At 44.9% G+C, this 19,951-nt stretch carries 20 protein-coding genes; 14 read left to right on the top strand and 6 right to left on the bottom strand.

The features are described 5' to 3' along the window. The 4 genes from FTD44_RS12360 to FTD44_RS12345 form a co-directional block, all read right to left on the bottom strand. Window positions 1–1,164 (bottom strand): tetratricopeptide repeat protein, encoded by a 1,164-nt coding sequence (locus FTD44_RS12360; protein WP_222166750.1) that lies wholly within the window; start codon window positions 1,162–1,164, stop codon window positions 1–3. A 75-nt stretch (window positions 1,165–1,239) separates the two neighbouring features. Then, window positions 1,240–2,247 carry an NAD(P)/FAD-dependent oxidoreductase gene (locus FTD44_RS12355; RefSeq protein WP_222166749.1) on the bottom strand — a complete coding sequence of 336 codons (1,008 nt, stop codon included), beginning with the start codon at window positions 2,245–2,247 and terminating at the stop codon, window positions 1,240–1,242. A 38-nt stretch (window positions 2,248–2,285) separates the two neighbouring features. Further along, the gene (locus FTD44_RS12350; protein WP_222166748.1) at window positions 2,286–2,621 is read right to left on the bottom strand and encodes a YkvA family protein; all 336 of its coding nucleotides are present in this window, start codon (window positions 2,619–2,621) and stop codon (window positions 2,286–2,288) included. 170 nt (window positions 2,622–2,791) lie between these two features. Further along, window positions 2,792–3,979 (bottom strand): T9SS type A sorting domain-containing protein, encoded by a 1,188-nt coding sequence (locus tag FTD44_RS12345; RefSeq protein ID WP_222166747.1) that lies wholly within the window; start codon window positions 3,977–3,979, stop codon window positions 2,792–2,794. A 639-nt stretch (window positions 3,980–4,618) separates the two neighbouring features. Here FTD44_RS12345 and recQ point away from each other — a divergent pair. From recQ to FTD44_RS12305, 8 genes are all read left to right on the top strand, one after another. Continuing rightward, the gene (recQ, locus tag FTD44_RS12340; RefSeq protein WP_129019868.1) at window positions 4,619–6,826 is read left to right on the top strand and encodes a DNA helicase RecQ; all 2,208 of its coding nucleotides are present in this window, start codon (window positions 4,619–4,621) and stop codon (window positions 6,824–6,826) included. Window positions 6,827–7,091: 265 nt separating this feature from the next. Beyond that, window positions 7,092–7,340, top strand: a complete 249-nt coding sequence (locus FTD44_RS12335) for an acyl carrier protein (protein WP_129019869.1) — start codon at window positions 7,092–7,094, stop codon at window positions 7,338–7,340. Between the two features lie 22 nt (window positions 7,341–7,362). After that, window positions 7,363–8,250: an LpxL/LpxP family acyltransferase gene (locus tag FTD44_RS12330; protein ID WP_222166746.1), complete on the top strand. Its 888-nt coding sequence runs from the start codon at window positions 7,363–7,365 to the stop codon at window positions 8,248–8,250. Between the two features lie 42 nt (window positions 8,251–8,292). Beyond that, on the top strand, window positions 8,293–8,697 hold the full coding sequence (locus tag FTD44_RS12325; RefSeq protein ID WP_237559449.1) for a 3-hydroxyacyl-ACP dehydratase: 405 nt from the start codon (window positions 8,293–8,295) through the stop codon (window positions 8,695–8,697). 2 nt (window positions 8,698–8,699) lie between these two features. After that, window positions 8,700–9,827: a beta-ketoacyl synthase N-terminal-like domain-containing protein gene (locus FTD44_RS12320; protein WP_222166745.1), complete on the top strand. Its 1,128-nt coding sequence runs from the start codon at window positions 8,700–8,702 to the stop codon at window positions 9,825–9,827. Then, on the top strand, window positions 9,824–10,402 hold the full coding sequence (locus FTD44_RS12315) for a D-sedoheptulose-7-phosphate isomerase (protein ID WP_222166744.1): 579 nt from the start codon (window positions 9,824–9,826) through the stop codon (window positions 10,400–10,402). The genes FTD44_RS12320 and FTD44_RS12315 overlap by 4 nt, the downstream gene beginning before the upstream one ends. Before the next feature lie 12 nt (window positions 10,403–10,414). Then, entirely contained in the window at window positions 10,415–11,101 is a 687-nt protein-coding gene (locus FTD44_RS12310) for a nucleotidyltransferase family protein (protein WP_222166743.1), read from the top strand. Window positions 11,102–11,104: 3 nt separating this feature from the next. Next, window positions 11,105–11,629, top strand: coding sequence for a D-glycero-alpha-D-manno-heptose-1,7-bisphosphate 7-phosphatase (locus FTD44_RS12305; RefSeq protein WP_222166742.1), 525 nt, complete (start codon window positions 11,105–11,107; stop codon window positions 11,627–11,629). Between the two features lie 112 nt (window positions 11,630–11,741). On the opposite strand, the gene FTD44_RS12300 is transcribed toward FTD44_RS12305, so the two are convergent. Further along, complete coding sequence (locus tag FTD44_RS12300) at window positions 11,742–12,707, bottom strand: 3-hydroxybutyryl-CoA dehydrogenase (RefSeq protein ID WP_317196839.1); 966 nt, start codon at window positions 12,705–12,707, stop codon at window positions 11,742–11,744. Between the two features lie 141 nt (window positions 12,708–12,848). Between FTD44_RS12300 and FTD44_RS12295 the strand changes: the two genes are divergently transcribed. Further along, on the top strand, window positions 12,849–13,541 hold the full coding sequence (locus FTD44_RS12295; RefSeq protein ID WP_222166741.1) for a hypothetical protein: 693 nt from the start codon (window positions 12,849–12,851) through the stop codon (window positions 13,539–13,541). Between the two features lie 70 nt (window positions 13,542–13,611). Here the strand turns inward: FTD44_RS12295 and FTD44_RS12290 are convergent, their stop codons facing one another. Then, window positions 13,612–14,934, bottom strand: coding sequence for a sugar MFS transporter (locus tag FTD44_RS12290; protein ID WP_222166740.1), 1,323 nt, complete (start codon window positions 14,932–14,934; stop codon window positions 13,612–13,614). A gap of 51 nt (window positions 14,935–14,985) precedes the next feature. Between FTD44_RS12290 and FTD44_RS12285 the strand changes: the two genes are divergently transcribed. From FTD44_RS12285 to FTD44_RS12265, 5 genes are read left to right on the top strand one after another with little or no spacing between them, the layout of a single operon-like run. Further along, complete coding sequence (locus FTD44_RS12285) at window positions 14,986–15,918, top strand: ROK family protein (RefSeq protein ID WP_222166739.1); 933 nt, start codon at window positions 14,986–14,988, stop codon at window positions 15,916–15,918. Between the two features lie 35 nt (window positions 15,919–15,953). Continuing rightward, window positions 15,954–17,189 carry a dihydroorotase gene (locus tag FTD44_RS12280; protein ID WP_222166738.1) on the top strand — a complete coding sequence of 412 codons (1,236 nt, stop codon included), beginning with the start codon at window positions 15,954–15,956 and terminating at the stop codon, window positions 17,187–17,189. A gap of 6 nt (window positions 17,190–17,195) precedes the next feature. Continuing rightward, window positions 17,196–17,756, top strand: a complete 561-nt coding sequence (locus tag FTD44_RS12275) for a DUF4199 domain-containing protein (protein WP_129019879.1) — start codon at window positions 17,196–17,198, stop codon at window positions 17,754–17,756. Between the two features lie 13 nt (window positions 17,757–17,769). Further along, a complete protein-coding gene (locus FTD44_RS12270; RefSeq protein ID WP_222166737.1) occupies window positions 17,770–18,717 on the top strand; it encodes a glycosyltransferase family 2 protein in 948 nt (315 codons plus the stop codon). Between the two features lie 50 nt (window positions 18,718–18,767). Beyond that, a complete protein-coding gene (locus FTD44_RS12265; protein ID WP_222166736.1) occupies window positions 18,768–19,934 on the top strand; it encodes a 1-deoxy-D-xylulose-5-phosphate reductoisomerase in 1,167 nt (388 codons plus the stop codon). Window positions 19,935–19,951 lie beyond the last annotated feature (17 nt).

Below are 19,951 nucleotides of genomic sequence, written 5' to 3'. Positions count from 1 at the left end.
CTATTTAATTTGTTTGCGCACCCGTTTCAATGCTGAAAGATAGGCGGTATTGTTACTTACGGTATTAGCGGCCTTTTGATACTGTTGTGCAGCATCGCGGTATTGTCCCATTTTTTCATAAGCCATGCCGGCATTGTAATGGGCATTGGCTTTTTCCTGGCTGGTCACTCCGGGGAAGCTGGCTACCTTATTGCTCGCTTCGATACATTCTGCATATTTACCCATGCGCAGTGCGGCCAGCGCAATGTTATTCACAATATGCGGTTGCTCCGGAGCAGCACTCTGTCTCAGGGCCTGCATATACAGACGTACTGCGGCTTCATAATCTTTGCGGGCATAAGCTTCCTCGCCCTGTTGCAGGTAATCCGGAGCTGCGGTTGCCGCAGCGACGTCAGCAACAGCTTCCGCCTCAGTGGCTGCAGAGATATCATCATAATCGGTGCCGAAATAGCCGGTATAGCTCAGCTCGTTATAATCGGTAATGCGGTTACTCCGGTCTATGCTGAAGACTTTCCAGAGATTACCTTCCTGCTGTCCGGGCAGATAATAGGTTTTCACCAGTTCATCACCACGGTATACAAATACTTTTGCATTGCTCCGGCTCAGCTCATCAGTGCGGTATTTTTTATTGGTATAATCCCTTACCCAGAAGGTGTACTCATCGGCATCGCGTTCCGCAACAGTAATCGTTTCCGGGCCATATCCGTTACGGTCATCCACATCCAGGTTAGCCCCCGGTCCGTTCTGCTTACCGTAATAGACATGATTGGTGCCATAGATCGCATGTATGTCCAGATCTGCAGGCTTCCAGCCCCAGCTAAGTACTACCCTTATCGCCTGATTGTCTTTCAAAGAGGGACTAAGGGCATAGGTATATCCCTGACAGGGACATTTTACCACCAGTGTGGAATAACCATTTTTCTTGATAATGAGCATAGTTTGTTCATCATCATCAAAGTTGCGGTCAGTCTGTATCTCGCCATTGCCATTGGTCGTACCGACAACGCTCTGGCGGCCATTTTTCTGTATATAGATTTCTGCACCACTTACTACGGCATCTTTTACGGTAGCATCAAGCACTTTTATGGTTTTGCTATTTTGTGTCCAACCAGTATAGCCGGTCAGTAATAAAAGCGGCAACAGGTATGGTTTAATATTAATCATCTAAAACGCAGATTTTTTATTCCAAAGTCAAATATAATTGTTTTACATCTTAATGCCGGGAAATAGCCAGGCTATTTACGATAAGAACTTATCCAGCACGGACTGGTATTGTGTGCGTCCTTCTTCCCGCATCATATTTGCAACAAAATCGGTAATCCATAATGGACCCGCACTGAATCCTTTTGTGCCCAATCCGTTACAGATCCCAATCCTTTTATATAACGGATGCCAACCGATAAAGGGTATCTGCCCTACTGTCGTGGGGCGTTCTGCACAGGTATGCTCCAGCACCTCGAAAGGCAGTTTCATCCAGGATTGCAGCAAAGCAATCGTTTCTGCTTTCCAGTGTTCATCGGGAATCATATCTTCAAAATCCCAGTTATAATTACTGCCACACCAGTAGAGGCCATTGCCTTTCGGGATAAGGCGTGTTTTACCTTTATTAAAAATGACCTGTTCCGGCAGGCCGTTTATGTGCAGGTATAATACTTCTCCACGGTTACGGGTAAAGCGCAAGGGACTGAAATAGCTCGAATCTCTTGCGGCTACACCATTACAGTACACTACCGCATGCCAGTATGCTCCTTTATATGCCACAGCATCCTCTCCCGGAATCAATAATTGCTCCTCAAAAACCGCTTCCATCAAAAGCCCTTTTTCTTTGAGGAAGGCGTTCCATGCCTTCAGCAGTACTTCATTGTGCACCATGGCCACCGGATCACAAACATGTACTATTTCAAAATGCTGAAAAAAGTCGCGAAACGACTCCGCCTGCTCCGGCTGTGGCTCACGATCTGAATCAAAAAATACCAGGCTCCCATCACTAACCAGGGGTATACCCAAAAAGGATTGCATCTCCTGGTATATCCCGATAGCTGTATCATACATAACACTCCGGCGCTGGACACCGGGCCTGGTCTTACCGGAATAGGGATTCAATACCGCTCCGGAAGTATAACTTGTCGGGTTGGGTGCCGGCATATCTATTACCATAAAAGGAATATTCCTGCGGTATAACATAAAACTCAGTAAAGTTCCTGCGATACCTTGTCCGACAATAAGCACGGGATGATGAATATGCATAAAAAAGCCAGCGTTGTTGCGCTGGCAAATGTAGTTGTTTACTTCCACTTGGTATTGAGTACTACCGGCTTTCCTGATATATAGTCTTTAGTTTGCTGGTAGCGTACCAGCTCTTTTTCCAGGAATTTAGAAGCATAAGAAAACAAGATCAGATCATCTATCCAGCCCAGTACCACAATCCAGTCGGGTATAATATCTACCGGAGAAAGGATGTAGAAAAAGGATGCGATAAACAACAATAAAGTCAGTACCGGCATCTTATAAGTTCCGGCAAAAACCTCACGGAACATCGGCAGAATGATATTACGCTTTTTAAATAAGCCATAAAATCTGCGTAAACGTGCCCATGGCATAAAAGTTCCTTTGTTTTTCAATTGTGCAATCTTGAATTTGGTTAATAATTAATAGATATAAAGCTAGCCATTAAGTTTAAAAGAAATTCTTAATATATTACAATTGTATTGTTAAAGATCCGGCTGTATATCATTATGGCCGGTGCATGCACCGGCCATAATGATATACAGAACAATTAATATAAGAATGTTTATTTTTTGACCAGCTTCAGCTGCTGTATTTGTCCCTTTCCAGATACTTTCAGCAGATACCAGCCCGCATTCCAATCAGTCGTATTGACCTGTATCTGCGTTGTGGTAGCGGTTTGCTGCAATAATGTTTTTCCGGTAATATCATAAACTGCGATCTCCTCCCCTTCACTGATGCCCGCAATCGTCAATTCACCGGATACAGGGTTAGGAAATGCATTCAATTGCCGGCCGACGGCCCGCTCTATCCTGCGCACCAGGCTATATTCAAAACTATTGTCCGCATCTACCAGTTTAAGACGGTAGTACGCAGATCCGGCTGCAACATATGGATCATGGTAACTATATCGCTCTGCTTCATTACTGTTTGCCTTGTATACCGGTACAACATTTATAGTATTCCAGTTTTTGCCATCAGCGCTGCGCTCGATTTCAAAACCTTTGGCCTGTTTCACCATACGGGTTTCCCATTGCAGGTCTGCACCTTCTGCGCCGATACCGGCATTAAAGTAACTCAGGGTAATAGGTAAAGCGGCCTGGAATACTTCCAGCTTAATATCATCCAAGCCAAAATCATTCCCATTGACAGCAGTCTGGGCATTATTGATTGCCAGGGTATGGCTCGTTGCGGTAGCCACAAAAGTTACTGTGGCCGTAGCCCAGCTTGTGGTTGCTGTGGTCACACTCTGACTATTCCCTCCATCCCGCAAAATAGTAAAAGTAGGCGCACCAGATACGGAACCACCTGTTTGCAGCAAGAAACCATATTTAAAAGAAAAGCGGTACGTACGGCCAATGGTAAGACCAAGGTATGTTTTGCTGAAGACGACACCCGCAGATGCGGATGCAGAAAACAGGTTATCTGTCCAATACATCAGAAAACGGCCTCCGGAAGCATTGTTCGGGCTTTGGGTTGCTCCTATATTGGTATTGCTCACCTCCCAGCTACCATTGATCAGGCCATTTCTCGGGCCGGAGGAAGGCGACGCCGCATTTTCATAATATGCACTGCCATTGTCCGTATAATCACTTTCATAAGTCAGGCTATTGAAATCAATCAGGTCTACCTGGTTCCAGGTTTGTGCCCGCGCATCGGCAGTTGCACTCAAAGTGCATATGGTCAATATGGAAAATAGTTTCCATTTCCGGGACATAGGAATCCCGCAAAGGTTTGGTAATGTTCTCTTCATAACATCTTATAAATTAAAAATGGGTAATACAGCTCTATCATCCCAACAGCCAGAAAAGGCTGCAGGAAATCATTATTTTAACTCAATAGGGTATGGTTGTATCCAATTGCCGGCAAATACAGTTAGCTCAGGAAAAATCCCACTGTCTTGATCAGAATTGCATTTTTTTCAAATAGATATATTAGTATCCGAGTACTAAAGTAAAATACCCTTCTCGTGCGAAAAAATATAACCAATCCAATAACCAGACCTTAACAGCTCAATAGCTGCCGGGAAACAGCAGAAAAAAACGCAGAAGCAATACAGGCAATACTAACAGCCATACGTTCTTGGTTTTCCTTATTTTACAGAAAGTTTATGAAACATATTAAACTGAAAAGAACTATCTTTGCGCGCTCAAAAAGTACATCTTAGTGCTTTATCGTATTACAGATCGACAAAACACTTTACTAGATTCACTTTGCTGGCAAAAAACAGTTTTTTAAGGTATCTCCCGGCGGAACTCTATTACGGGTTTCGCTTTTTTATCGCTGTTGATTTTAGCAAATTGATAAGAAAATATTCCGGAAAAAGCTTATATTTATATACCCTTTACCGGACAAACAATCGATAAAATGCGTTCATAATATTATTGTAGAAATGGCTGTAAAAAATAAAAGAAACTTAAAAAAAGAATTACAGAAGTACTTTGGTTTCGATAATTTTAAGGGAGAACAGGAGGCGATTATCAACAGCATTCTGGGCGGCAAAGACACCTTTGTAATTATGCCTACCGGCGGTGGTAAATCGCTGTGTTACCAGTTACCGGCACTGTTGAGTGAAGGGGTGGCACTTGTGGTTTCTCCGTTGATCGCTTTAATGAAAAACCAGGTAGACCTGATCAGGGGATATAGTGATGATGATAATGTGGCACACTTCCTGAACTCGAGCCTGAGCAAAGTACAACAACGTAAAGTAAAGGAAGATCTGGTATCCGGCAAGACTAAGCTTTTGTATGTAGCACCGGAAACACTGACCAAACAGGAGAATATTGATTTCTTTTCCGATATTACTATTTCATTTGTAGCAGTGGATGAAGCGCACTGTATCTCTGAGTGGGGACATGATTTCCGCCCGGAATACCGTAAACTCAGCGCTATGATCAAAGAGATCAACCCTGATCTGCCGATTATTGCCCTGACCGCTACCGCTACTCCTAAAGTACAGGACGATATCGTTAAAAACCTGGAGCTGAGAGGCCCTGAGGTATTTATTTCTTCCTTTAACAGGCCAAACCTGTATTATGAAGTAGTACCTAAGGGTTCCAAAAACCAGGTATTGAAACATATTGTACGGTTTATCTCCCAGCATAAAGGTAAGAGCGGTATTATTTATACCCTTAACCGTAAGACGACAGAAGAGCTGGCCAGTACACTGGTCGCCAATGGCATCAAATCGGTTGCCTATCATGCTGGTCTGGATGCAGCGACCCGTGCGCAGCGACAGGATATGTTCCTGCATGAAGAGGTGGAGGTTATTGTAGCCACTATCGCTTTCGGTATGGGTATCGACAAACCGGATGTGCGTTTTGTAATGCACTACAACATTCCTAAATCAATCGAAAACTACTACCAGGAAACCGGTCGTGCCGGAAGGGACGGACTGGAAGGAAGGTGTATTTTATACTACTCTCATAAGGATGTTCAGAAACTGGAGCACCTGATGAGGGACAAGCCTTTGAGTGAACGCGAAATGGGTGCTCAGCTGATTGCTGAAACGGTTGCTTATGTAGAAAGCGGGGCTTGTCGCAGAAGACAATTGCTGCACTATTTCGGTGAGATTGATCGTATCGAGAATTGCGGTAACTGTGACAACTGTTGTAATCCTAAAGAGAAGCTGGATGTAAAAGACAGCGTTAAGATCATACTGGATGCGATCGACCAACTGGACGAACGCTTTGGTATTGATTATGTGGTGGACCTGGTACTGGGTAAGAAAAACCCTCAGATCACTACATTCAAACATAACAAATTATCGTCTTACGGTGCCGGTCTGATCATGGAGATGGATGACAACTTCTGGTACTCCCTGATTCGCCAGATGATGCTGGAGGACTTTATCCGTAAAGACATTGAGGAATACGGCTTGCTGAAGATTACAGAAAACGGCCGTAAATTCCTGAAGAAAATATTCCCGATCAAAGTACCATTGAATCATCGTTTTGAGGATATGGAGGAAGAGGAAGAAGATACACAATCCGGAGGTACCGGTGCAGCTGACACTGTACTGCTGGAAATGCTGATGGACCTGCGCAAGCAGGTGGCTAAAGAGAAAAAATTACCTCCGTTCGTAATCTTCCTGGAGAATTCTCTGGAAGACATGGCACTGAGCTACCCTACTACTATGGCAGAACTGGAAAAAATCCAGGGTGTAAGTAAAGGGAAGGCACTGAAGTTCGGTAAGAAGTTTATTGAATTGATTGCTGCCTATGTTGAGGAGCATGAAATCGAAAAGCCGGACGACTTTGTGATGAAAAACGTGGTGAACAAGAGCGGTCTTAAGGTATTTATCATCCAGAATATCGATAAAAAGATTCCGCTGGAAACGATTGCCAAAAACAAAGACCTGTCGGTTCACGAACTGTTGCATGCGATGGAAACCATCGTAGCCAGCGGCACCCGTTTGAATATCGGTTATTGTATAGATGAGGAACTGGATGATAATGAGCAGGCAGAGATCTTTGATTATTTTAAAGAAGCGGAAGATGATGATCTGAACGCAGCTTATGAAGAGTTCAGAGACAGCGACGTATCTATTGAACAATTACAGCTGATGCGCATTAAGTTTATGAGCGATTACGCAAACTAATTATAGATATACAAAAAGATCAGGCGGCTGGAAACGGCCGCCTGATCTTTTTAGTACTGTACCTGATCATTAAACCTAAATCCCTGCATCTGGTCAAATGATTAAGGGTCGTAATACACCGTTGACACATATACAATACATTAAATATAAAAAATCACATTCTAATTCTCAAAATGTTTAATATTTAATAAAATAATTGTAGTTTTGCGACCGATTTTTGAGCCTCTCAGGAGGTTCCCCGAACCCAAAAATCCCTAATAAAGTAATGGAAAAAGCAGAAATGATTGCCAAAATCAACCACTTTTTGGTTGAAGATTTTGAAGTTGAGGCAGAAGATATTCAGCCGGAGTCTAAGCTGAAAGAGACCCTGGACCTGGATAGCCTTGATTATATTGACTTAATTGTTGTGATTGAAAATAATTTCGGATTTAAAGTAAAACCGGAAGATTTCCAGACCATGGAGACAATCGAAGATTTTTACAATTATGTTGAAAAGCGTCTGGTAGCCGCTTAGTACCAGAACTATTGCCCTTATTATGGCTCAGTGGAGTGGAAAATCTCAAGGATCCGCATTAGGATATAAAATATTTATCTTCCTGTTACGCATAGGTGGTCTCAAACCAGCCTATGCGTTACTGTATATAGTAGGCTGGTATTACATTTTCTTTGTACCGGCTGCTACCCGTCCCCTAAAATACCTGTACCAGGAACGCCTGGGCATGGACTCCCATGCTGCCCGTAAATTGATCCGTAAAAACATTATCCGTTTTGGGCAGACTATTCTCGATAAAATATATCTGTTCAGTACGCGCAAAAATCCGTTTACCATTACACGGGAAGGAGAGCGTAACCTGAATGATATGGTTGATGCCGGTAAAGGCGGCATTATCGTGAGTGCGCACCTGGGCAATTATGAACTGGCCGGTCAGCTGCTGGAGCGACTGGAAACGGTGATCAATATCGTAATGTACGATGGCGAAGACACCCAGATCAAACAATACCTGGATAAGGTTGCGGATAAGAAAACCTTCAATATTATTTTCATCAAAGATGACATGTCGCATATATATGAGATGTCAGCGGCCCTTAGCCGTAATGAGCTGATATGCCTCCATGCCGATCGTTATGTGCCTGGCACACGTACAATTAAGCATGATTTCCTGGGCAAGGAAGCCCTTTTCCCATTAGGTCCGTTCATTCTCGCAAGCAAGCTGCGCGCACCGGTAAGTATCGTATTTACGCTGAAACTGGCCGATCTGCATTATCATTTTACGGCAACGGTACCACAGGTCTACGAAGGACGTGGCATGCTGGGCGCCGAGCGTATGCTGGAAGATTATGTGGCTGCGCTGGAAGAAAAAGTACAGCAATACCCGGATCAGTGGTTTAACTACTTCGATTTTTGGGAAGAGCAGAAAGCGTAAATTATCGTAACTTCACGCCTTAAGTATCAACAGCAAACGATTGTGCAATATATACCTCAGGCTGCTCCTTTTGTCATGATCGACGAGATCACAGAAGCAAATGAGCAGCAGACTACTACTACTTTTCGCATACCTGAAGAGCATCTGTTTGTATCGGAAGGATATTTTACGGAACCCGGCCTTATTGAAAACATGGCCCAGACCGCTGCTGCGGGTACGGGATATATGGCGGCACAGCATCATGCGGCTCCGCCTGTGGGTTTTATAGGGCAGGTAAAACAACTGGAGATACATGCATTGCCTAAAGTGGGTGAGCAGATCACCACGACTACAACCAATGTACAGCAGGTGATGAATGCCTTTATCGTTAACGGGATCATTCATTCGGGAGATAAACTGATTGCCCGCGCAGAATACAAAATATTTTTACAGGAGGAAAACAAGTAAATATGATTTACCATGTTTCCGACGCTATAATCAGCCCCCTGGGCTTTGATACCGACTCGGTATACGAGGCGGTACTAAATGGCACAAGCGCCATTCGTCCGGTGTCTTTTCCCGACGGCAATACTTTTATGCTGGGCAAAATGCAGGAGGCACAATATGATGCACTCAACACAGCAGCACTAAACGGTTACAGCCGTTTTGAGCAGATGTGTATTGCGGCGATACAACAGGCCTTATCTGCAACAGCCATCAGCCTGACAGATCCTGATACCGTACTGATCTTATCTACGACCAAAGGAAATATAGAATGGATCAATGATCCGGAGCGCAAAGCACTGGCATCTATTCCCGCTGCGGCTCAACGCATTGCTGCTTATTTCAAACACCCCAACCCGGTTATTAATGTATCGGTAGCCTGTATCTCCGGGGCAGCTGCCCAGATCACCGCCAGACGTATGCTGGAGGCTGGTCTGTACAAACATGCTGTTGTAGCAGGTTGTGATGTAATCAGCGATTTCGTGCTTGCCGGCTTCAATTCTTTCCAGGCACTTTCAGATGAGCAGTGCCGTCCCTTCGATGCGGAAAGAAAAGGATTGAACCTGGGTGAAGCTGCGGCCTGTATTGTATTGAGTACTGATATACAATATAGCAGCCACACTGCGGTACTCAGCGGCGGCAGCATCAGCAATGATGCCAACCACCTCTCCGGCCCGTCCAAAACGGGAGCAGAACTGGGCATGGCCATCAGCCAGAGCCTTGCTGAAGCACAGCTTGAACCACAGAATATCGGTTTCATTTCTGCACACGGAACGGCAACTAATTATAATGATGAAATGGAAGCTAAGGCTATTGGTCATGCTGCTCTGTCGGCAGTACCGGTACACAGCCTTAAACCTTATTTCGGGCATACACTGGGTGCCTCGGGCCTGCTGGAAAGTATCATCAGCCTTAAAGCTATGGAACAGGATACCCTGATTCCGGTACCGGGCTTCCAGGAAAGCAATACCAGCGTACCTTTACACGTTATTACCTCGATCGGCCATCAGCCTGTCGCGCATTTTGCAAAAACTGCTGCCGGATTCGGTGGCTGTAATGCGGCACTGGTATGGTCTAAAAAAGTAAAACAATGACCTCTTCAATTCAAGCAATACTTCAACGTTCTATAGACGTAAAGCAACAAATCCTGGAAGACCAGGAACTGATTGCCCGTGTACAATCATTGACAGAACAGATCACAGAAACCTTCCGTAATGGAGGTAAAGTCCTGTTCTGCGGCAATGGCGGCTCGGCAGCAGACGCACAGCACCTGGCAGCAGAGTTTTCCGGTCGTTTCTACACAGACCGCGATCCCCTGCCCAGCGAAGCACTGCACTGCAATACTTCTTACCTGACAGCTGTAGCCAATGATTACGGGTATGATATGGTATACAGCCGCTTACTGAAAGGCTCCGGCAAGAAGGGCGATGTCCTTATAGGACTGAGCACTTCCGGTAATTCTACCAATATAGTAAAAGCATTTGAACAGGCACGGGAAATGGGCATCATTACAGTGGCCTTTACCGGCAGTACCGGCGGGGCGATGAAAGACCTCTCTGATATACTGATCAATATTCCTTCTGATGATACGCCACGTATCCAGGAGTGCCATATTACCCTGGGGCATATCGCCTGTCAGTTGGTTGAAGCAGCATTATTCAAAGGCTAAAAAGATATGAGTATGGAATGTATCGTACTGGCGGGCGGCCTGGGCACCCGTTTACAACACATCGTACCGGATGTACCTAAATGCCTGGCACCAGTCAATGGTCAGCCTTTCCTCGCACACCTGTTTCACTACCTGGAGCAGCAATATTGCGATCATGTGATCTTATCTCTGGGTTATAAATATGAGATGGTACTGGAATGGCTCAAAACCAAAGCCTTTACGTTCAAGATCAGTTGGGTGATTGAGAAAGAACCCCTGGGCACGGGCGGCGGATTGAAAAGGGCTTTGCTGAAATGCCATTCTGATCAGTGTTTTGTACTCAATGGTGATACGTTGTTCGACATCCCCCTGAGGGAAATGAGCGAAGGACTCAACGACGAGGTCAAAGCAGTGATTGCCTTAAAGCCGATGCAACAATTTGAGCGTTATGGTACGGTTATCCTGGACGAAGACCAATACATTACCGGCTTCCGCGAAAAGCAGGCCTGCGACAAGGGCCTCATCAACGGTGGCATTTACCTGCTGAACCATACCACTACCCTACTTAAGGATATGCAGGACCGCTTCTCCCTGGAAAAAGAATTCTTTGAACCGGAAGCAGATAAGCATAGCCTGAAGGGATATATTAATGAAGGATATTTTATAGACATAGGCGTGGAGGAAGATTACTTACGGGCGCAAAAAGAGATCGGACAGTAAAACATGAGAGCATTATTCCTGGATCGCGATGGGGTGATCAACATTGAAAAAGAAGGAAGTTATATTTTCAATCCTTCAGAATTACATTTTTATGAAGGCGCGCTGGAAGCGATTGCCCGTGCCCGCAAATACTTTGACCTGGTGCTGGTGGTGACCAACCAGAGGGGTATCGGCAAAGGCTTGATGACAAGCCAGGACCTGGAAGAGATTCACCAAAGTATACAAGAGGCATTAACGCCACACCAGGGCCACATCGACTGCTTTTATCATGCTCCGGCATTGCATAGTGATGACCTGATGCGCAAACCAAATACAGGTATGGCATTGAAGGCCCAGGAAGATTTTAAAGATATAGATTTTGCCCGATCGGTTATGATCGGCAATAATTACAGTGATATGAAATTTGGCAGAAGCATGGGTATGAAAACGGTATTCCTGCATACTACCCAGCCGGCACAGGAACTGCCTAATGAATGGATCGATGAGCAATATGATAGCCTGGCATCCTGGATAAAGACTTTAGACTAAATTTTCCCCAAGGTTCTACAAAGAAACCTTAAACATAAAAAGGAACGGGCCGATATATATCGGCCCGTTCCTTTTTATGCAAATGCAGCAACAGGTTGCCTGTGCTATATTATTACTTCCATTGATTACCGGCAAAGCTATCGCTTACCACCAGTTCTTTGCTACCTGAAGTGTATTTGTAGAAACCTTCTCCGGATTTAGCACCCAGACGGCCCGCCTGTACCATATTGGTCAGTAAAGCAGCAGGAGCATATTTAGGATTACCGAAACCGTTATGCAGTACGTTCAGGATAGACAGGCAGGTATCCAGACCGATAAAGTCTGCCAGTTGCAGTGGTCCCATCGGATGAGCCATACCTAATTTCATAATCGTATCGATCTCTTCTACACCAGCTACACCTTCCTGCAGGCTGATGATCGCTTCATTGATCATTGGCATCAGGATGCGGTTAGCGATAAAACCAGGATAGTCATTTACTACGCAAGGTACTTTACCAATGTGTACAGACAGATCGTAAATTACTTGTGTAACTTCTTTTGTAGTCGCATAACCATTGATGATTTCTACCAGCTTCATTACCGGAACCGGGTTCATGAAGTGCATACCTACAACCTGTGCTGGTCTTGACGTTACAGCAGCGATGCGGGTAATAGAGATAGAAGAAGTATTGGTAGCCAGGATCGCATGAGCCGGAGCTAAACGATCGATGTCTTTAAAGATTTTCAGTTTCAGGTCTACATTTTCTGTAGCTGCTTCCACTACCAGGTCAGCGCCGCTCAGGCCGCCTTCCATATCGATATGGGTAGTGATGTTTGCCAGGGCGGCATTTTTCTGCTCTTCGGTAATACTGCCTTTAGTGATCTGGCGGTCCATATTTTTACCGATATTAGCCAGGGCCTTATCCAGGGCCGGCTGAGCGATATCGATCATTTGTACTTTATACCCGTTTTGGGCAAATACATGCACGATACCATTTCCCATAGTACCTGCACCGATTACAGATACTGTTTTAATTTGCTGAATATTGCTGATAACTGTGGTTGCTTCTGCCATATCCTTAATTGCTGTTTCTGACATTATTAATTTTTTTGAGAACATACAAAAATACAACAATTTCATAATGTTTGCTTCAAGCTGTTAATAATGTGGCGTTAAATATATTAGCGGCCGCAAAACCGTCAAATAACTTTATCTTCGCAGCCAAATTTATTGCCTTTTATGCCTCAATCGCATTTAAAAATCAATACACTCGACCATAAGAAACCATTGCGCATACTGGCCAATATCGTTTCTGTTGTGTGCCACCCGGTCTTTATGCCGGTTATTATGACCTTTGTGCTGTATGGCATCAACAGGGTAAGTTTTGGTAATATTACCATGAAAACGATGTATAGCTGGACGGGTATTCTCGCACTGAATACAATCTTTTTCCCTCTGGTCACTATTTTCCTGCTGAAGCGCTTAAACTTCATTGAAAGCATCAAACTGAATAATTCCAAAGACAGAATTATTCCCCTGATCGCCACCATGATCTTCTATTTCTGGGCGTATATGGTGTTCAAGAACATGAAACAACCGGAAGTAGCACCGCAGGTACTGCGTATCTTCCTGCTGGGTAATTTCTGGGGTATCATTGCCATTTTCATGGTCAATATCTTTAAAAAAGTGAGCATGCATGCCGCTGCCGCAGGTGGAATGATTGGTATCCTGATCGTAGCCATGATCGTAAGCCGTGTCAACCTGTTTATGCCGCTGATGATCTCTCTGCTGATCGCCGGTATCATCGGTTCTGCAAGACTGGTTTTACGTGCACACACCAATGGGGAGATAGGCCTGGGTTATATCCTGGGTATTCTGGCACAGCTGGCTTCTTATTTCTACATCACCCGTCTGATCAATATTTTTGATTAATTCATTACATAATTGTCCCTAAAAAAGCCTGCACTTTGTGCAGGCTTTTTTATTTAATATCACTTTCCACTTATCTTTTTCCCATGCGGTATCCTTTCAATGCGAAGTACAAGATAAAGAGATATGCAGGAATCATCATATAATAAGCGGTCTGTACATTGATGCCATTCAGTTCAGATATGCGGCCATATAATGGTGGTAAAATTGCGCCGCCTACAATGGCCATAATCAGCAGTGCAGAACCCATTTTGGTAAAACGACCCAGGCCATCTATCGCCATAGGGAAGATCGCAGGCCACATCACCGAATTGGAAAAGCCTAACAGGGCAAAGAACCATACCGCAGGATGCGTTGGTATGCTCAGCTCCTGCCCCATAAGGGTAAAGGTTTTCAGGCCAGCTTCTCCATTAGTCGTTACCGATAATACTACCAGTAACATGCTTAATATACAGGCAACCGCCAGTGCTTTGCGCTGACTGATATATTTGGGAATAGCCCAGATACCGATCCCATAACCCAGTAATAAGGTATAACCGGTATAGGTAGCCAGGTGTTTGGATACATCCAGAGAATAACCCAGGTATTTACCAAAGCCGGTAAAGGTATCATAACTGATTACCTCTACCCCTACATACAGGAATAAGGCCAGCACACCGATCACCAGGTGCGGGAACTCCAGTACGCTTGATTTCTGAACAGCAGTAGCATTTTGCACTTCCGGTGCATTATCCTCATCCGGAATCTCAGGAAGGTGGGTAAAAAACAGGAGTAAACCAACAACAGCAAAGGCAACCGCAATCCAGGTATATGGGGTAATTACTTTCTGTGCCAGGGCATCCAGCGTTTGCGCCTTCATTACCGGATCCATTGTAGTGAGTTGCTGCTCCAGGGCATCTCCATCTTTCAGAATGATGCCGCCCAGCGTATATATGGCTATAATTCCCGCAATTTTATTACATACGCCCATAATACTGATCCTACGGGCAGCACTTTCCTTAGGTCCGATGGCTGCAGCATAAGGGTTGGAAGCGGTTTGCAGCAGTGCCAGTCCCGTGCCAATGATAAACAGACCGGTCAGGAACAGGGGGAAGCTGCGGGCATTGGCTGCAGGAATAAATATAAGGGCACCAATAGCCATAATGAACAGGCCCAGGGACATTCCTTTCTTGAAGCCGGTAGCTTTTAGTACATAGGAAGAGGGTATGGACATGACAAAGTATGCCGCAAAGAATGCAGTGGCTACATAATATGATTGGGTAGTCGTCAGCTGACAGGCAAGCTTCAGGTAAGGAATCAGCTGGCTGTTGGCCCAGGTGATAAAACCGAAGATGAAAAAGAGCAGCCCGATAATCAACAATGCAAAGCCGTAATTATTTTTATTATTATCCTGCATTTATATATATTTTTGGCGTCTAAAGTACAATTATTGTTGTTAAGTTAAGATATGAACGATAAAAAATATGCCATAGGAGTGGATATTGGTGGCACCTATACCAAATTCGCGCTTGTTGATGAAGCAGGTAATATCACCAGAGAACAAAGAATCCGTACGGACAGCTTTTCCACACCGGAGGATTTTGTTCAGGGCCTTTGCCTGCATCTGCAATCTATCCTGGACCAGCATAAAGAAAGAAGCCCGATACGGGGTATCGGCATCGGTGCGCCGAGTGCCAATTATCATACCGGGGTTATTAACGGTTCAGCCAACCTGCCCTGGCGCACCTACATTCCGCTGAGGGATATGGTTGCAGCACAGATGGTCGGCATGCATACCGTAGTAACCAATGATGCCAAGGCTGCGGCTTTGGGGGAAATGCAGTTTGGCGTGGCCAAAGGCATGAAGGACTTTATGGTCATCACCCTGGGTACCGGTATCGGCAGTGGTATCGTATCTAACGGGCAACTGATCTATGGACATGATGGCATGGCGGGTGAGGTAGGTCATATTATAGCCAAGCCGAATGGTCGTCCCTGTGGCTGCGGCCGTAAAGGCTGCCTGGAGACTTATGCTTCCGCGACCGGTATACTGGTGACTGCCCAGAAAATCATGCTGGCCAATAAACTGATCCCTTTTGAAACCTCGCAGGAGATTACAGATGCCGCCATGATGGGCAACCCTATGGCGATGGAAATCTTTAACCAGACCGGTAAAGTGCTGGGTAAGATACTGGCTCATGTGCATACAGTCATTTCTCCGGAAGCAATTATTTTCTTCGGCGGACTGGCTAATGCCAGAGAGTACTTGCTGGTTCCTACGCAAAAGGCATTTGAGGAAGAATTATTGTTTGTTTATAAAGAGCGCAAACCACAATTCCTGGTATCGGCGCTGCAACATAAAAACGCAGCGATACTGGGTGCCGCAGCATTAGTTTTTTAATTCACTTATTACCAAAAGGTTTATCTTTGCGCATTATGTCATCCGTTCTTATCAAAAACATTCAGGTTGCCGATGTGACCTCTGCGCACAACGGCAAAACTGTAGATATACTCATTGAAAAGGGCCAGGTTACCCAGATTGGAAAATCGCTTAAAGTAACGGCCAAACAGACCATCGAAGGAAAGGGCAGATTTATAGCCCCGGGATGGATCAGCTTAATGACTGATTTTGCCGAACCGGGATATGAGCATAAAGAAACGATTGAAAGCGGCCTTAATGCCGCTGCACAAGGTGGTTTTACACAAGTTATCGTTGTTCCGAATACCAATCCGGCACTGGCTACAAAAAGTTCTGTGAGCTTTGTACAGCAGAGCGCCAAAGGGCATCGTGTACAGTTGAAAGTAATGGGTGCTGTATCGCAGCAGCTGGAAGGTAAAAATCTGGCCGAAATGCTGGAAATGTATCATGGAGGGGCTATTGCCTTTACCGACGGCTGGAAGCCTTTGCAGCATGCAGGACTGATGCAGAAAGCACTGGAGTATGTGAAAGCATTTAATGGTACAGTGGTACAGATTCCGGTTATGGCCGAGCTATCGGACGGACTGATGAATGAAGGACCTAATTCTGTACAACTGGGTATGCCGGGCATACCGGTTATCGCAGAGACTTTACTGGTAAACCGCGACATTGAACTGGCCCGCTATACAGGTTCTAAACTGCACCTCTCCGGTGTAAGTACCGCCGAAAGCCTGAACCTGATCAAAAAAGCTAAAAAAGATGGTGTAGCCGTAACCTGTTCGGTAACGCCATATCACCTGCTGTTTACAGACGACAGCCTGTCGACCTACAACAGCTTATACAAAGTAAATCCCCCGCTGAGAAGCGAAAAAGACCGCAAAGCGCTGATCAAGGCGCTGGAAGATGGTACTATTGATGCTATTGCAACACACCATAAGCCGCAGGACTGGGATTCGAAAGTTAAAGAATTCGAATACACCCAATCCGGTATGGCTACACTGGAGAGCTGCTGGCCTATGCTGCGTAAAGCGGCTCCGCATGTTACTGCAGAACGCTGGGCTGCCCTGCTATCTCAGAACATCGCAACCATATTCGGACTGGAAACGGCTTCTGTTACAGAAGGTTCCATTGCGGACTTCACCCTGTTTGACTATGATACGGAATGGATGCTGACACCGGAAAACAAAGCCAGCCTTGCCTTTAACACGCCATTGCTGAACGAAACACTTACCGGAAAAGCCCAAATTCTCTAGTTTATTATGAAGAAAAAAAATATTGCCTTCGGTATCAAAGCCGGACTGATTATTGCAGCATTGTATGTGCTGATGCTGTGGATCAAATTTAGCTTTCTAAGCTATAATCCTTTTGCATTTTACCTGGGTAGCTTTATTTCTTACTTTATTATTATCGCTGCATTGGTGATCACCGGTACGCAAAAGCGCAGTAGTTTAGGTGGATATGCAGAGATTAAAGATCTGTTCCAGCCTATATTTATCGCGATCATCTTTGCAGAGGTGGCATATCTTTTATTTACTTATTTTTACCTGAATTATTTCAACCCTACATTCTTCCAGACCTACGAGCAGTCAATGGATGCTTTTGCGCATAAGAATAAAATGAGTGCGGAAAAAATCAAGGAGCAGATAGAAATGGTGAGGGGACAGGCCAAATCCAGTAAGGATTTCTGGGGATTAGCCAAGAACCTGCTGGCCCGCTGGGTAGTGGTAGATAGTATTTTCGGACTGATGATTGCCTTCCTGCTGCGTAAAAAAACACCGCAGCAACTGATGGATATGCATATGTCCAAACAAGAACTTTAAACCCGACAAACAAGTGTTAGATTTATCTGTAGTAATACCTTTATTGAACGAAGAAGAATCGCTGCCGGAACTGGCTGCGTGGATAGATCGTGTCGCACAGGCACATCAGTACAGCTATGAAATCATTTTCGTGGATGATGGCAGTACAGATGACAGCTGGGATGTAATACAAAAATTACGCAGCGCCAATCCGAATATCAAAGGCATTAAATTCCAGCGTAACTATGGCAAGAGTGCCGCACTGAATGAAGGCTTTAAAGCGACTAACGGATATGTTGTGATCACTATGGATGCTGACCTTCAGGATAGCCCTGATGAGATCCCGGAATTGATGCACATGATCCGTGAAGAAAAATTCAATCTGGTGAGTGGCTGGAAAAAGAAGCGTTTTGATAATAGAATTACCAAAAACCTGCCTTCTAAATTCTTCAATGGTGTAACCAGCCGCATGTCAGGCATCAAACTGCATGACTTTAACTGCGGACTGAAAGCGTATAATTATAAAGTAGTCAAGAGTGTGGAGATATATGGTGAAATGCACCGCTATATCCCTGTTCTGGCTAAGAATGCCGGATTTAAAAAGATCGGCGAGAAAGTGGTACAGCACCAGGCCCGTAAATATGGGGTGTCCAAGTTTGGCTGGAACCGCTTTGTCAATGGCTTCCTGGATCTGCTCACCGTACAGTTCATCGGGCAATTTGCCAAAAGACCTATGCACTTCTTCGGACTGCTGGGAGCCTTCCTGTTTTTTATCGGCTTTATTTTTGTGTCTTACATGGTTATCTGTAAGCTGATCTGGTGGGATGCTTATGGTATTGTCAACAGACCGCCTTTCTATATCTCATTGACGCTCATACTGATGGGAACGATGTTCTTCCTCTCTGGTTACCTTGCCGAACTCATTGTTCGTAACGCGCCGGAGCGTAATCATTATTATATTGACGAAAAATTAGGACTTTAACATCCTTTTAGATCATTATATTTGCGAACATCCCCCCAAAAGCAGACAAAATGGCTCAGAAAAGGTTAGCAATACTCGGCTCAACAGGCTCTATCGGTACACAGGCATTGGCTATCGTCGATGCTCATCCGCAATTATTTTCGGTAGAGATACTGAGTGCTCATTCCAATGCAGCGCTGCTGATCGAACAGGCCGGTAAGTACCAGCCCAATGCAGTAGTGGTTACGGATGCGAAGGCATACGAAACGGTAAAGCAGGCTTTATCCGGATCGAATGTAAAAGTATTTGAGGGACATAATGCCCTGAACGAGGTGGTACAATGGGATACCGTAGATTTTGTACTCGGTGCTATTGTCGGCTATGCCGGCCTCCACTCTACCCTTTCTGCCATTGAAGCGGGCAAAACCATTGGTCTGGCCAATAAGGAAACCCTTGTTGTAGCGGGCGAACTGGTGATGCAGAAAGCTGCAGAGAAAAGGGTACCAATTATTCCGGTTGACAGTGAGCATTCTGCTATATTCCAGTGTCTTGCAGGCGAACGTATGGATACGATCGAAAAGATCATCCTTACGGCCAGCGGTGGCCCTTTCCTGGGCAAGAAACCTAACTTCCTGGTTAATGTTAAGAAAGCGCATGCCTTGCAACATCCGAACTGGTCTATGGGGGCTAAAATCTCTATTGATTCTGCGACACTGATGAATAAAGGCCTGGAGATGATAGAGGCGAAATGGCTTTTCGGATTGCAGAATGAGCAGATCGAAGTGGTGATACACCCCCAGTCTATCGTTCACTCCCTGGTACAGTTTACCGACGGATCTATCAAAGCACAGATGGGCCTGCCGGATATGAAACTACCTATACAATACGCGATGGCATTCCCTCAGCGTATTCAGAATGATTTCCCGAGGTTTCAGTTCAAGAACTATGGCACACTGACCTTCGAAGATCCCGATATCAAAACCTTCCGTAACCTGCAACTGGCGACACAGGCAATGTACAAAAGTGGCAATATGCCTTGCGTACTGAATGCTGCCAATGAAGTAGTGGTTAACGCATTTATCAATAATAAAGTAGGCTTCCTGGAAATGAGCGATATTATCGAGCAGACCATGGAACAACTTCCGTTTATCGAAAAACCGAATATGGAAGAACTGATAGCCTCTGATACTGAAGCCCGTGCATACGCGGAGCAGTTATTACAAAACAATGATTACTAAAAACCTATTAATACATC

Origin of the sequence: Edaphocola aurantiacus (genome assembly GCF_019797745.1) — a bacterium.
Taxonomy (GTDB): Bacteria; Bacteroidota; Bacteroidia; order Chitinophagales; family Chitinophagaceae; genus Edaphocola; species Edaphocola aurantiacus.
Note: the sequence above shows the minus strand (reverse complement) of the source record. Positions and strands in the feature narration are given on the sequence as shown.

What these genes read in the sequence shown, in the direction of transcription:
- FTD44_RS12360 (WP_222166750.1), bottom strand. Translation starts at nt 1,164, where the DNA reads ATGATTAATATTAAACCATACCTGTTGCCGCTTTTATTACTGACCGGC.
- FTD44_RS12355 (WP_222166749.1), bottom strand. Translation starts at nt 2,247, where the DNA reads ATGCATATTCATCATCCCGTGCTTATTGTCGGACAAGGTATCGCAGGA.
- FTD44_RS12345 (WP_222166747.1), bottom strand. Translation starts at nt 3,979, where the DNA reads ATGAAGAGAACATTACCAAACCTTTGCGGGATTCCTATGTCCCGGAAA.
- recQ (WP_129019868.1), top strand. Translation starts at nt 4,619, where the DNA reads ATGGCTGTAAAAAATAAAAGAAACTTAAAAAAAGAATTACAGAAGTAC.
- FTD44_RS12335 (WP_129019869.1), top strand. Translation starts at nt 7,092, where the DNA reads ATGGAAAAAGCAGAAATGATTGCCAAAATCAACCACTTTTTGGTTGAA.
- FTD44_RS12330 (WP_222166746.1), top strand. Translation starts at nt 7,363, where the DNA reads ATGGCTCAGTGGAGTGGAAAATCTCAAGGATCCGCATTAGGATATAAA.
- FTD44_RS12320 (WP_222166745.1), top strand. Translation starts at nt 8,700, where the DNA reads ATGATTTACCATGTTTCCGACGCTATAATCAGCCCCCTGGGCTTTGAT.
- FTD44_RS12315 (WP_222166744.1), top strand. Translation starts at nt 9,824, where the DNA reads ATGACCTCTTCAATTCAAGCAATACTTCAACGTTCTATAGACGTAAAG.
- FTD44_RS12310 (WP_222166743.1), top strand. Translation starts at nt 10,415, where the DNA reads ATGGAATGTATCGTACTGGCGGGCGGCCTGGGCACCCGTTTACAACAC.
- FTD44_RS12305 (WP_222166742.1), top strand. Translation starts at nt 11,105, where the DNA reads ATGAGAGCATTATTCCTGGATCGCGATGGGGTGATCAACATTGAAAAA.
- FTD44_RS12300 (WP_317196839.1), bottom strand. Translation starts at nt 12,707, where the DNA reads ATGTCAGAAACAGCAATTAAGGATATGGCAGAAGCAACCACAGTTATC.
- FTD44_RS12295 (WP_222166741.1), top strand. Translation starts at nt 12,849, where the DNA reads ATGCCTCAATCGCATTTAAAAATCAATACACTCGACCATAAGAAACCA.
- FTD44_RS12290 (WP_222166740.1), bottom strand. Translation starts at nt 14,934, where the DNA reads ATGCAGGATAATAATAAAAATAATTACGGCTTTGCATTGTTGATTATC.
- FTD44_RS12285 (WP_222166739.1), top strand. Translation starts at nt 14,986, where the DNA reads ATGAACGATAAAAAATATGCCATAGGAGTGGATATTGGTGGCACCTAT.
- FTD44_RS12280 (WP_222166738.1), top strand. Translation starts at nt 15,954, where the DNA reads ATGTCATCCGTTCTTATCAAAAACATTCAGGTTGCCGATGTGACCTCT.
- FTD44_RS12275 (WP_129019879.1), top strand. Translation starts at nt 17,196, where the DNA reads ATGAAGAAAAAAAATATTGCCTTCGGTATCAAAGCCGGACTGATTATT.
- FTD44_RS12265 (WP_222166736.1), top strand. Translation starts at nt 18,768, where the DNA reads ATGGCTCAGAAAAGGTTAGCAATACTCGGCTCAACAGGCTCTATCGGT.